The sequence below is a fragment of the Streptomyces sp. NPDC087422 genome, assembly GCF_044744145.1.
In the GTDB taxonomy this organism is placed as follows: domain Bacteria; phylum Actinomycetota; class Actinomycetes; order Streptomycetales; family Streptomycetaceae; genus Actinacidiphila.
Genome location: NZ_JBIUXT010000002.1, coordinates 321,654 through 334,466 on the forward strand (window position 1 = coordinate 321,654; position 12,813 = coordinate 334,466).

Genomic DNA, 12,813 nt, shown 5'->3' on the forward strand with positions numbered 1-12,813 from the left:
GACACGTGCGCTGGTGGATCGCATGGTGGTGCTGCCCTTCACTCGCGGATTCGCGGAGTCGGCATGGCGTCGGCTCCGCGACCGGAGGCGGGTGCCTCCGCACTGGCATTCGGAGCGGTGGGGGGCGCGGATTGGTACGGGTGTGCCCATGACCTCTTTACGGCGGTACCTCCGCGTCCGGGCATACGGACATATCGCATACGTATGTCCGTATGCCCGGGGAGAGCCGGAGCGCCTTGCACCGCGCACGACATGACGCGCCGTCAACATCGGCACCACCGCCAAGCCGGACGGCGCACCCCTGGCATCCGTATCCGCATATTCGCCCGATCGGGGACAAAAACCTCTTTCGGGCAATCCGGCACCTCCCTTGGAGACGAACGGGGTGCAGGGACCGGTCCCGAGGCCGGACTCTTCACCCCCACAGAAAGACCACCCATGAGTTCACGCAGAACACCGGGCATCGTCGGCCGGTGGAAGTCGGCAGCGCTGCTGCTGACGCTCGGCACGGCGATCGCGGGAGCGGCGCTCGCCGGTCCCGGTACGGGCGTCGGCCAGGCGTCCAGCCACCGCGAGGCGCCGCTGATCGCGGCGGACCCACAGGTCGACAACACCGACCTCTACGCGTTCTCCAGTCCTGACAAGTCGGACACGGTGACGCTGGTCGCGAACTGGTACCCGTTCCAGGAGCCCAACGGGGGGCCGAACTTCTACCCGTTCGCCACCGACGCCCAGTACGACATCAATATCGACAGCCAGGGCACCGGCAAGGCGGACCTCACGTACCGCTGGACCTTCCGCAACGAGGACCGGCGCGGAGACAAGACATTCCTGTACAACAACGGCGTGGTGAACAACCTCAACGACAAGACGCTGCTGTTCCGCCAGCACTACACGCTCCAGGAACTGCGCGCGGGCAAGCGCCCGGTCACGCTGGTGAAGGACGGCATCGTGACGCCGTCGAACGTCGGCAAGGCGTCGATGCCGAACTACGGGCGGCTGCGCGGCCAGGCGACGCGGAAGCTGCCCGGCGGCGGTCAGACGGTGGCCTCGCAGGCCGCCGACCCGTTCTTCCTCGACCTGCGCGTCTTCGACCTGCTGTACGGCGGGAATCTGTCGGAGACCGGGCACAACACGCTCAAGGGCTACAACGTCAACACCCTGGCGATCCAGGTCCCGAAGTCGGCGCTGGCGCTCAACTGCAACCCCAAGCGCAACCCGGTGATCGGCGTGTGGAGCACCACCTCGCGCCGCACCATGAACCTCTCCCCGGGCAAGCAGACGGCCAGCGGCCCGTACGTGCAGGTCTCGCGGCTGGGCAACCCGCTGGTGAACGAGGCGGTGGTGCCCGCGGGTCTGAAGAACGCGTTCAACGCGCTGCCGCCGTCGCAGGACCACAACCAGCCCAAGGTCGTGGCGAAGGTGCTCAACCCCGAGCTGCCGATGCTGATCCAGTCGATCTACGGGATCCCGGCGCCCGCGACGCCGCGCAAGGACCTTCAGGAGATCTTCCTGACCGGTATCGCGAAGGCGGCGAACGGCCCGTTGGCCGTGGACCTCAACTCGCAGCTCATGAACCAGGACGCCGACAAGAAGCGGTTCGTCCCCGCCGAGGAGCTGCGGCTGAACATGTCCACCCCGGTCACCGCGAAGCCGGACCGTCTCGGCGTGCTGAACGGCGACTTCCAGGGCTACCCCAACGGCCGCCGCCTCGGTGACGACGTCGTGGACATCGCGATCCAGGCGCTGGAGGGCGCGACCCCCGGCCACCTGATCCAGGCGCTCGCCGCGGGTGACGGCGTGAACGGACCCGGCGTCCCCTTCGCCGGCACCTTCCCGTACGTCGCGCTGCCCTACACCGGCTCGGTCAACCAGGCCGGCTGAGCAAGCCACCCGGCGTGGGCACCTGACAGGCCCACGCCGGGTCCCTCTCCTCCGGCCCGACCGCCCCACCCGTCCGACCGGCCGGAGCCCCTGTTCGCCCCGAGCGGAGAAAACAGACCCCCATGCGCCGCCTCGCCCTGATCGCCACCACCGCCGTGCTCTGTGCGGGCCTGACCGGCTTCGCAGCGCTGGAGCGCTCGGGCGGCGCCTCGTCCCCGCCGCCGTCCGACGCGGTCCCGGGCCAGAGTTCCGATACGGGTTCCGGTACAGGTTCCGGTACGGGTCCCGGCCCGGACTCCGGCCCGGTCTCCGGCCCGCAGGCGGCGCCGTTGAGCGTGGACGCCATCGTCGCCAAGCTCCAGAGCACGCTGCGCGCACAGCCGAACGACGCCTCCTCCTGGGCCCAGCTCGGCTCCGAATACGTCGAACAGGCCCGGCTCGACGTCGATCCGACGCTGTACCCGAAGTCGGAGGCGGCGCTGCGCAAGTCGCTCGCGCTCCAGCCGCGGCACAACACCGCCGCGCTCACCGGAATGGCCGGACTGGCCAACGCGCGGCACCAGTTCGCGCAGGCCAGGACGTGGGCGGACAAGGCGATCAGCGACGACCCGTACGCCTGGGCGCCGTACGGCGCGCTCAACGACGCGCTCACCCAGTTGGGTGAGGACAGCGCCGCGCAGGACGCCGTGCAGCGGATGCTCGATCTGCACCCGTCGACGGCGTCGTTCACCCGGGCGTCGTACACCTTCGAGCTGCACGGGCGCACCGCGGACGCGGAGCAGGCGCTGCGGCGGGCGCTCCAGGACGCGACGACGGCGGCCGACCAGGCGTTCTGCCACCACTACTTGGGCGAGCTGGCCTTCAACACCGGCAAGACGCGCGAGGCGCTGCGGGAGTACCGGACGGCGCTCGCGCTGGATCCGACGTACACCGCGTCGCTGGCGGGCGCGGCCAGGGCGGAGGCGGCGCTGGGGCGGACGGACCAGGCGGTCGCGGACTACCGGACGGCGATCGACCGGGTACCGCAGCCGCAATATGTGCTGGAATTCGGCGAATTGCTGGAGTCGCTGGGCCGGGCGCCGGAAGCCAGGGCGCAGTACGGGGTGCTGGAGGCGGAGCAGAGGCTGTTCGCGGCCAACGGCGTGGTGGACGACCTCAACCTCGGCCAATATCAGGCCGATCACGGCGACGCGGACCTCGCGGTGAAGCTGCTGAGCGCCGAGTGGGACCGGCGGCACAGTGTGCTGGTCGCGGACGCGCTGAGCTGGGCGCTGCACCGGGCGGGCCGTGACGGCGACGCGCTGCCGCTGGCCGAGCAGGCGAACCGGCTCGGCTGGCGCGACGCGCTGCTGCGCTACCACCGGGGCGTGATCGAGCAGTCGCTCGGCGACGACGAGGCGGCGCGTACGGACCTGGCCGGGGCCCTGGCCGCCAATCCGGCCTTCTCGCCGCTGTACGCGCCGGACGCGCGCGCCCGGCTGACCGCCCTTCAGAAGGATCAGAAGGAACCGGCGGCACAACCACCGCAAGGACGGCGAGGACAGCGATGACGACCCCGATCCGTGCCCGGCGCGGCGCGGCCCTGCTGCTGGTGGCGGTGCCCTCGCTGCTGTGGCTGGCCGCCCCGGCCGTCTCCGCCCACCCGCTGGGCAACTTCACCGTCAACCGGTACGACGGTCTGACCGTACGCCCCGACCGGATCGACGACCTCGCCGTCGTGGACACCGCCGAGATCCCCACGCTCCAGGCCAAGGCCGCCATGGACACCGACCACGACGGGGCCCTGAGCCCGGCGGAGGCCGCGGCCCACGCGCACACCGCCTGCACCGACCTGGCGCGCGGTATCGACGCGACGCTCGGCGGCGACACGGGCGCGGCCGGTGGTTCGGGGACCGCGGGCGGCGCCGGGGGCGCGCGGCCGGCCGCGGCCCTGCGGTTCGGGCTGACGGACGCGTCCTTCCGGCTGGTGCCCGGGCAGGCCGGGCTCGACACCGGACGGCTGGAGTGCCGGCTGTCCGCGCCCGCCTCCCCCGGCCGCGGCGACACGATCACGCTGGCCACCGGCGTGGACAGCAGCCGGATCGGCTGGCACGAGATCACCGCGCACGGGGACGGCGTACGCATCGGCTCCTCGGACGTCCCTGCCGTCTCGGTCTCGCGCGAGCTGCGCGCGTATCCGGCGGACCTGCTCGCCGACCCGCTGGACCAGCGCCGTACGCGGCTCGTCCTGGGCTCGGGTCCCGGGGCCGTCGCGGCCGTCACGCCCGGCACCGGCTGGCCCTCCTCCTGGTACGCAGCCCTCGACCGGCGGCTGGGCGCGCTCACCGACCACGACCGGCTCACCCTCCCCGTCGGGCTGCTCGCCGTGCTGATGGCCATGGTGCTGGGCGCGGGGCACGCGGCGCTGCCCGGTCACGGCAAGACCATCATGGCCGCGTATCTGGCGGGCCGTCAGGGGCGTCCGCGCGACGCCGTCACGGTCGCGGGCACGGTGACGCTGACCCACACCGCCTCCGTCCTCGTCCTCGGCATCGCGCTCAGCGTGTCCTCCGCGCTCGTCGGCGAGGACGTCCTGGCCTGGCTCGGTACGGTCAGCGGCATCGTCATCACCGCGGCCGGTCTGTGGCTGCTGCCGTCGGCCGTCCGGGTCTTCCGGGCGCGGCAGGCGGAGCACGGGCACGCGGGGGACGGGGCTCAAGGTTCCCACGGCCACGAGCACGGACCGGGACACGGACCGGGACACGGGCACGGGCACGGGCACGGGCACGGACACGGGGCTGAGCACCAGCACCCGCACCCGTCGTCCGGCCCGCTCGTCGAGGTCCCCGAGGGCGCCGAGGGCATCACCCAGCAGAGCGCGGCCACGACCGTCGCCACCACGCGGGTCGCGGTCCTGGACGAACGGGAGGCCCCCGAACACGAACCCGACCGCGAGCACGGCCTTGAGCACGGCCTTGAGCACGACCACGGCCACGACGGTCACCACTCGCACCACACCGACGATCACACCGCCCACGAACACCCGCACCGCCACGGCCTCTTCGGCCACGGCCACCATCACCACTCCCACTCCGCGGGCGGCACCCGCAAGCGCGGCGGTCTCATCGGCATCGGCATCGCGGGCGGCCTGGTCCCCAGCCCCTCGGCGCTGGTCGTCCTGCTGGGCTCGATCGCCCTCGGCCGTACGGCGTTCGGCGTGCTGCTCGTCGTCTGCTACGGCCTCGGCATGGCCGCCACCCTCGCCGCCGCGGGCCTGCTCCTCCTGACGCTCAGGGACCGCTTCCCCGCACTGAGCGGCGGGAGATGGCACGCCGTCGGCGCGTGGAGCGGTCGCCTCACCCCTCTGGGCACCGCGCTCCTCATTCTCGCCGTGGGCGTGGGAACCGCCCTGCGTGCGATGCCCCTCTGACGGATCGACAACACCCGCACCCGTTGTCCCACGGACGCCACAAGGACAGAACCATGCGCACACCCTCGCGTACGACGACCCGCACGACTGATATGACCGGCACGACCCGCACGACAACGCGTACGGCCACACGTTCGGCCACACGTATGACACCGCCTACGTCACCGCGTACGGCCTCCCGCCCGGCCGCCCTCCTCGGCGCCGCCCTGACCGCCGCCGTCCTCGCGCTCGCGCTCACCTCCTGCGCCGCCGACCGGCACACGGGAGCGCTGGTCACCGGCCCCGCGAGCCCGCGTCCGACCTGCCGCGTGCACCAGGCGACGCTGCCCGACCGCGACTACACGGCGGGCAAGAACAGCGACCCGATGGCCGTACTGTCGATGCTCCGCTACTACACGGCCCAGCACGCGCTGCCCTATTGCGACGGAAAACCGGCCAGCCGTCAGGACGACGCCTGGGACACCCTCTACGGCGACCTCACCCGGCGCTGAGCGCGCCACCGGCCCCCGACTCCGCCCATGACCCCGGCGGACGGCCGACGGGCGCCACGTCAGGGCGCCCGCACATCCGTACGTCCGTACCCCCTTTCCAGGTGGCCATCGGGCGGAGCGGCCATACCTGAGGACCGGGGCCACGAACTCCCCTTGGTCCGCACGGCACCCGGTTCAGCACCGGGCGCTGAGGAGGTGAGCCGAATGCCGGACGCAGGTCCGACGCGTCTCCCGTCGCCGCCGGAGGCGGAGTGCTGGGAGAGCGACGGCCTCGAACAGCACATGCTGGCGGCGGGACGCGGCGACCAGGAGGCGTTCACCGCGCTGTACACGCTGCTCTTTCCCATGGTCAAGTCGCTGGTCCAGCGGCGGGTGCGGCTGCGCGCCGAAGCCGAGGACATCGCCCAGGACGTCATGGCCGAGGTGTGGGCGAAGGCGTCGCTGTACCGGCCGGAGCAGGGGAGCGTACGCGGCTGGGTCGTCACCATCGCGCACCGCCGTGCCGTCGACTGGATCCGGCGCAACGCCGTACTGCTGCGCAGTGAGGACCTGGCGGCACGCAGGACGCGGCTGCCGGCCGGCGACAACGTCCTGGACATCGTCGAGCGGCGCATGAGGCAGGCGGCGGTGCGGCGCGGGGTGAGCGTGCTGACCGATCTGCAACGGGAGGCGATCCACCTGGCGTTCTACGCCGAGCGCAGCCACCAGGAGGTCGCGGAGACGCTCGGCATCCCGCTGGGCACGGCCAAGTCCCGTGTCCGCAGCGCCCTGACGCGTCTGCGCCGCGACCTCGGTCTCGACCTGGACCTGAACCTGAACCTGAACCTGGATCTGAACCTCGACCTGGACCGCAAGTGACGGCACGGGACGACGGACAGGGAACGGCGGACACGGGACGACGGACACGGGACGACGGGGGCGGGACGGCAAGGGCGGGGGGCGTTACGGGCGGCGGGCCGCGTTCCACTCGCGGTAGACCGCCCACGCGTCCCCGACCGGGCCCAGGTGTCCGAGCTTGTCGGGGTTGCTGACGGAGTTGATCATCTGGATCCGGCCGTCGAGCACGTCCAGCGTCCACACGTTGAGCACCTTGCGGTCGCGGTCGCGGAAGATCATGCCGGGCTGGCCGTTGATCTCGTGGGACTCGACGGTCACGTCGATGCGGAAGAACCAGGGGAAGGTGGTGGCGAGCAGGCGCGTCACGTTCTCGACGCCGCTGATGGCGCGGGCGAACTGCGGGGTCTTGCCGCCGCCGTCGCCGACGACCTGGACGTCCGCGGCGAGCACGTCGCGCAGGGCCTCGACGTCGCCCTCGCGCAGCGCGTCGAAGAACCGTCCCGCCAGCCTCTCCCGCTCCCGCCGGTCGGCCTCGAAGCGCGGGCGGCCCTCGTCCATGTGCCGCCTGGCGCGTACCGCGAGCTGACGGCAGGCGGCCTCGGAGCGGCCGACGGCGGAGGCGACCTCGGGGAAGCCGAAACCGAAGACCTCGCGCAGCACGAAGACGGCGCGCTCCAGCGGGCTGAGCCGCTCCAGCAGCAACAGGGCGGCCGTCGAGACGGAGTCGGCCAGTTCCGCCGAGCGCGCGGGGTCGTCGTAGGGGTCGGCGAGCAGCGGCTCCGGCAGCCACTCCCCCACGTACTCCTCGCGCCGGAAGCGGGCGGAGCGCAGCACGTCGATGGAGACGCGGGTGACGGCGGCCGACAGGTACGCCTTGGGCGAGGCGGGCGAGGTCCCGGCGGCCTCGTAGCGCAGCCAGGTGTCCTGGACCGCGTCCTCCGCCTCGCTCACGCTGCCCAGGATGCGGTACGCGATCGAGAACAGCAGGGGCCGCAGGTCCTCGAACTCCCCCGCCCGCGCCGCACCGGACCGTGCCCCGTCAGACCGTGCCGAACCCTGCCCCTGCCGCGCATCCGCCCGCGTCACTTCAGCCCCTTCTCGAACCCCTCGCGCCACGACGAGTAGCGCGGCTCCCAGCCCAGTTCCCGCCGGGCCTTGGCATTGGAGAAGCCGCGGCCCTCGGTCATCATCGTCACCGCCACCTCCTTCGCGGGCAACCGGTCCGATCTCACAGGCGCCAATCGAGGCGCGGGAATTCCAGCGTGCGCCGATTTCAATGAACACTCGACAGCATTCGCTACGCATTTCACAAGGAAACATTAGTACGCACGTTGGGCTCGTGTCGAGGTCGAGTAGAAATACGCCTTCATCTCACGGGGGAATGCCGACGAGGAGGCAGAGCATCGGCCACACCGACAGTCGTTCCGGGCTCGCCTTGGCGGACAGTCGAGGACCCTGACGCGCAGCACACTTCGGACAACTCATCCCCTATGCATCGAAAGGCCCGGCGACTGCCCTCAAGCATGTTTCACATACGCCCATTGCATAGGCCAGTAGAGGACTACGCATACTACGCACGTAGTCCGCATAAACTATGCGGGGAGATACACATGCGAAGCAGGCCTAAGGGAATGGCGGACGAACCAGCTTGCGGGGACCCCAGCACCCGTGCTCTGATTCCCCAGATACGCGATACTCGGGCACCGTCGCGCCCCACTTCTCTGAGGATAAATTTGTTCGCCGTACCACCTCCCCCGCATCCGATTGTTTGGGCGCAAGACGAATCTCTCCGCACTGTCGAGAATGGTTCGTCTACTATTGAAAATGGCAACACACGGGTTCACGTGCGCATAGTTGGATGGAATGACGGGATATTCCGCCTCGCGCAATCCGCAACCCTTGCCCGACCCGGGCCCCTCGTCCAACTCGCGCAGTGCATGCCTTCGAGCATTCCGACCAGCGTCGTATTCGCCGTCCTGCACGACAGCCGGTAACACGGTCGTCCGCAGCTCAGGGTGCCTGACCCGCCCGCGGTACTCGGCACCCTGCAAGGACGTGTCAAGCCTTCAGCAAGCTCTCCGTCCGCTGTGCGGGCATCTCACTCCGCGAAGGACGGTTCGCACAGCGGAGAGGGGTGTTGACGTGTCGGGGGAGAACAGGTCTGCCGGGCAGGTGACGGTGGACGGTAGGGCAACACGGGGCGACGGGAGCGAGTGGCTCACGCTGCCCCAGCGCAAGAAGGTGCTGGTGCTCGTGCACACCGAGGTGTACGGAAGGCGGTTGCAGGATTTGCTGCCACTCCTTGAGTCAGATCTCCGGATCGAGGTCGTGTTCACGATCCCGCCGCACGCTTTCAACAACGGGGTGGCCGCGTACTTGAGCGGGCTGGGCGCCACCGTGGTTCCGTGGGAGGAGGCCACAGGCAGCGACGAATTCGACTTGGCCCTGGCTGCCGGGTCTCAGGGGATGGAGCAGGTCCGCGCTCCGCTGATCCGGATCTCACATGGGGCCGGCCACATGTCGCTGGCGAGAGGTCAGACGCCTGGCGGGGGGAGCCGCGAGCCGGGAGGCATCACGGGTCGCGCGGGTCTGACGTGGAACGGCAAGGTGGTGCCACGTAAGGTCGCGCTGCCCCACCGGGACGACCTGCGGGAGTTGGCACGCTGGTGCCCGGAGGCACTTCCGGTCGCCGAGGTGGTCGGAGATCCCACCCACGACCGGATCGCCGCGAGCCTGCCGTATCGGGCGAACTACCGGGAGGCATTCGGCGTCGGGGACAAGGAACACCTGGCTCTGGTGACGTCCACGTGGGGACGCCGTTCGTCCTTCAACCGGCTTGACGGACTGCTCCCCCGGCTCCTCACGGAACTGCCCCGCGACCGGTACCGCATCGCGCTGCTGGTGCACCCCAATGTGTGGTCGCGCCATGGACAGTTCCAGGTCAGGGCATGGCTGGCTGACTGCCGTCGTTCGGGGATCATGGTGCTGCCGCCCGAGGTCGACTGGCGCGCGGCGCTGGTGGCGGCGGACTCGGTGATCGGCGACTACGGTTCCACCACTTTGTACGCGACGCTGACCGGCACACCCATCGTGCTGGCCCGCTACCCCCAGCATGATGCCAACCCCGCGTCACCGGGTGTCGACTTGGCCCTCACCGCGCCCGCACTGTCGCCCCACAGACCGCTCGCGGAACAGCTCGACTACGCTTCCGCCACGTATCCGCGCCGCGACTTCAACCGGATCTCACGGCGGATCTCGTCCGAGCCAGGCCGGTTCAACGAACGGATGCGGCGCCTGCTGTACCGGACTCTCGGGATCGGCCAGCCTGCCTTCCCCCCGGTGACCGAACCGGTGGCTGCCCCGGCGTGGGAGGCGTCCGCGTGATCCGTCCCCTTCCCGAGCAGGCAGCACGAGTCCCGGAGAACACGGTATGCATCAACGTGACCGCTGCCCCGGAGGACGGCACCCAGGGCGCCGAGACCTCCCGCCGCTGCGCGGACATCCTGTATGGCATCGGCGACCCGGAAGCGGCGCTGGAGTTGCTTACCCGCTACCCGGGTTGCCTCCTCGTCTCCCTCAGGGACACGTGCGGCCGCTGTGTGACCGTCTCGCGCACCGGGCCGCACTGCACGATCGCCCCTGTGCGGGATGACAGGGAGCACGCACTGCTCGTGTCGACGCTGTACCGATGGCTCATCGACATCAACTCTCTCCCGACTCACCCAACTCTTCTGCCGACGGATCCTCTTCCAACGAACGCAGTCGATCCTTGAGACGCCGGGCGTCCAAGGGACTGACCGGCGCATAGTGAGCCAGGGACTGCTCGTACCAGTCCCTGGCCTTCTCCCTGTCGCCTCGTTCTGCCGAGGTCTGTCCGAGCATTTCCAACACATGCCCCTGCCAATGCACTGATCCCGCGGCCGCGAACTCCGCCAATGCTTCGGTCAGTTGACGCTCGGCACCGTCGAGGTCCCGGATGCCTTCGGCCGCGTGAGCCCTGCCGAGGAAGGCCAGGGCACGCGCGGCGTCATAGGGGTCGGGGACGGCCAGCAGATCGGCCCGCGCCCTGCTCAGGAAGTCGATCGCCCCTCGCGGGTCGCCGGACGCGAGCGCGATGTCACCGAGGCACAGCCGACTCAACGCAGCGCCCCTGACGTACCCGATGACTTCCCTTATGGCCAAGGCTTGTTGGAAGAACGAGAACGCACGGTCCAGACGTTGGGTAAGTCGGTGGGACTGGCCAAGACCGTGCAGTGCCTGGGCCTCGGCCCGGCGGTCCGCGCGGCCGCGGGCATCCTCGAGCGCGCGGCCGAACCAGTCGATCGCTTCGTCGTAGCGGCCGACGTTGTAGAAGCCGCTGCCGCCGGTCGTGAGCATGCGGCTGACGCCCTCGGGGTGCCCGGCCCGCTCTGCTGCGGCCAGACCGATCACATGGGCCTCGATCCACAGATCGTATGGGCGCAGCCGGAGAAACAGTGGTTGCATGCTGTCGACCAATTGCCATGCTGTAGGGAAGAGTTCACGCTCAGCGGCGAGTCTTACCGCTGCCAAGAGGTGCAGCCGCTCCCGGTCGAACCACGCCAGCGCTTCGGCGTCGTCGCTGAAGAACGCGGTCGAGGAGGACCCATCCGAGAATACGTGCGCGGGTGGGTGGGCGTAGTCCCGCCTCAGCTCCCGGTGGCTGGGGGAGAGGAGTTTCCTGGCTTCGGTGGCGGTCGCAAGGTACCAGTCGAGTACACGTCGTACGACGGTCTCTCGGGCTGCGGACGAATCCTCCTTCGTGGCGCGCCGAAAAGCATGTAGCCGTATCAAATCGTGCAGACGAAAACGGTCGGGTCCCAACTCCTCGACCAGGCTGGCGTCAACGAGTTCATCCAGGGTACGCGCGGCATCCTCGCGGGAGCCACCCCGGGCCGCCGCGACGACGTCCGGCCCGAATTCAGTAATGAAGGACAACCCCAACTGCCGATAGCCGAGGGCAACATCGGGAGGCAGAGCCGCGTACGAATCATCCAGCGCAGTGCGTACTGCCCGGTCCTCACCCGCGTCCAGGACGGCCAACCGGTCGTCCTCCCGGGCCATGGCCCCGACCAGGGAGGAGAGTGGCTGTTTGGGCCGGGCGGACATCCGAGCCGCGGCCACACACAGGGCGAGCGGCAGTCCACCACACATGCGGGCCAGCCCGTACGCGATCTCCCGTTCACGTGCCACCCGTTCTGCGCCGATCCTTCGACTCAGCAGCTCCAGCGCGGAACCAAGTTCCAGGACGTCGAGATGGTGGAAGGCCGCGCCGTTCACGCCTAGACCGGACAACCGCCGTCGACTGGTGACCGCCGCGAGCGCACCGGGCGACGCGGGCAGCAGTGGCCTGATCTGTGCGGCGCTGTAAGCGTTGTCAAGCATGACCGCGATTCGGAGGTCCGCGGTGACCGTACGCCATAGGGCGGCCTGTTCCGCCAGCGAGGCCGGCGCGTGGTCGATGCCCAACGCTCGGAGGAATTGGCCGAGGACTGCCCCTGGATCAGCAGGACCTATATCGGAATATCCCTGTAAGTCCACGTAAAGCTGTCCTGCCGGATACTCAGAGGTGAGGCCGCTGAGCCAGTGCGAGACCAGTGCAGTCTTGCCAACGCCAGGAGTTCCACTGATCACGACGAGTACAGACGCGCCGGTTCGTGCGGAGCGTATCGATTCGAGGGCGGCCAGGTCGGCGTTCCGGCCGGTGAAATGGACCGGCCTTGGGAGAAGTTGGCGCGGAACCGGCCGCAGCGGCGATGGCACGGGAGGGGCGGACCCGTGGACGTGAATGCCGCCGCTGATGTCCCGGGCCTGCAAGGTTGGGCCGTTGATCCTGGTGCCACCGGAGATCGAGTTGGCGATCACGGTGACGTCGCCGGCTGGGGCGATGTCGTTCGCGGAAACCGCCGCCAGCCAGATCCGCACGGCCGTCAGGAGGTCCGGCCGAGCTGCGGCGAAGGACATCACCCGGCGCGCTGCGGCACGCACGGCCACAACGTCCTTGTGAAACGCCCCTCCCGGAAGATCCTGCAACCACGGCCTACAACTGTCCGGCAACAGCCGTGCCAACACTTCCATCGCCGTACCGTCGGCCCGTACGAACGCAGCGGTCAGTTCCTCCACCGTCGCCTCATGCATACTGAGCGCCCTCCCTCAGGACTGCCTGCAGCCCGT

General features: G+C 69.8%; 9 protein-coding genes. 6 read left to right on the top strand and 3 right to left on the bottom strand.

Annotation, left to right across the window (positions count from 1 at the left end):
* Positions 1-438 precede the first annotated feature (438 nt).
* The 5 genes from ACIO6U_RS07250 to ACIO6U_RS07270 all read left to right on the top strand — a co-directional run bounded on the left by ACIO6U_RS07250 (position 439) and on the right by ACIO6U_RS07270 (position 6,642).
* On the top strand, positions 439-1,884 hold the full coding sequence (locus ACIO6U_RS07250) for a DUF4331 domain-containing protein (RefSeq protein ID WP_401716332.1): 1,446 nt from the start codon (positions 439-441) through the stop codon (positions 1,882-1,884).
* Positions 1,885-2,006: 122 nt separating this feature from the next.
* Positions 2,007-3,434: a tetratricopeptide repeat protein gene (locus ACIO6U_RS07255; protein ID WP_391043306.1), complete on the top strand. Its 1,428-nt coding sequence runs from the start codon at positions 2,007-2,009 to the stop codon at positions 3,432-3,434.
* Positions 3,431-5,293, top strand: a complete 1,863-nt coding sequence (locus ACIO6U_RS07260) for a hypothetical protein (RefSeq protein WP_401716335.1) — start codon at positions 3,431-3,433, stop codon at positions 5,291-5,293. The genes ACIO6U_RS07255 and ACIO6U_RS07260 overlap by 4 nt, the downstream gene beginning before the upstream one ends.
* A 146-nt stretch (positions 5,294-5,439) precedes the next feature.
* The gene (locus tag ACIO6U_RS07265; RefSeq protein WP_391043302.1) at positions 5,440-5,784 is read left to right on the top strand and encodes a hypothetical protein; all 345 of its coding nucleotides are present in this window, start codon (positions 5,440-5,442) and stop codon (positions 5,782-5,784) included.
* Between the two features lie 204 nt (positions 5,785-5,988).
* Positions 5,989-6,642, top strand: a complete 654-nt coding sequence (locus ACIO6U_RS07270) for a sigma-70 family RNA polymerase sigma factor (protein WP_401716338.1) — start codon at positions 5,989-5,991, stop codon at positions 6,640-6,642.
* Positions 6,643-6,726: 84 nt separating this feature from the next.
* Here the strand turns inward: ACIO6U_RS07270 and ACIO6U_RS07275 are convergent, their stop codons facing one another.
* Positions 6,727-7,707 carry an RNA polymerase sigma-70 factor gene (locus ACIO6U_RS07275; RefSeq protein WP_355337766.1) on the bottom strand — a complete coding sequence of 327 codons (981 nt, stop codon included), beginning with the start codon at positions 7,705-7,707 and terminating at the stop codon, positions 6,727-6,729.
* Positions 7,704-7,853, bottom strand: coding sequence for a hypothetical protein (locus tag ACIO6U_RS07280; protein WP_401716341.1), 150 nt, complete (start codon positions 7,851-7,853; stop codon positions 7,704-7,706). The genes ACIO6U_RS07275 and ACIO6U_RS07280 overlap by 4 nt, the downstream gene beginning before the upstream one ends.
* Before the next feature lie 946 nt (positions 7,854-8,799).
* Here ACIO6U_RS07280 and ACIO6U_RS07285 point away from each other — a divergent pair.
* Complete coding sequence (locus ACIO6U_RS07285; RefSeq protein WP_401716344.1) at positions 8,800-10,005, top strand: hypothetical protein; 1,206 nt, start codon at positions 8,800-8,802, stop codon at positions 10,003-10,005.
* A gap of 318 nt (positions 10,006-10,323) precedes the next feature.
* On the opposite strand, the gene ACIO6U_RS07290 is transcribed toward ACIO6U_RS07285, so the two are convergent.
* A complete protein-coding gene (locus ACIO6U_RS07290; protein WP_401716347.1) occupies positions 10,324-12,777 on the bottom strand; it encodes a tetratricopeptide repeat protein in 2,454 nt (817 codons plus the stop codon).
* Between the last annotated feature and the right edge of the window lie 36 nt (positions 12,778-12,813).

Excerpts from the sequence above, each read along its gene's own strand:
- ACIO6U_RS07290 (WP_401716347.1), bottom strand. The coding sequence starts at position 12,777 with ATGCATGAGGCGACGGTGGAGGAACTGACCGCTGCGTTCGTACGGGCC.
- ACIO6U_RS07250 (WP_401716332.1), top strand. The coding sequence starts at position 439 with ATGAGTTCACGCAGAACACCGGGCATCGTCGGCCGGTGGAAGTCGGCA.
- ACIO6U_RS07260 (WP_401716335.1), top strand. The coding sequence starts at position 3,431 with ATGACGACCCCGATCCGTGCCCGGCGCGGCGCGGCCCTGCTGCTGGTG.
- ACIO6U_RS07265 (WP_391043302.1), top strand. The coding sequence starts at position 5,440 with ATGACACCGCCTACGTCACCGCGTACGGCCTCCCGCCCGGCCGCCCTC.
- ACIO6U_RS07255 (WP_391043306.1), top strand. The coding sequence starts at position 2,007 with ATGCGCCGCCTCGCCCTGATCGCCACCACCGCCGTGCTCTGTGCGGGC.
- ACIO6U_RS07270 (WP_401716338.1), top strand. The coding sequence starts at position 5,989 with ATGCCGGACGCAGGTCCGACGCGTCTCCCGTCGCCGCCGGAGGCGGAG.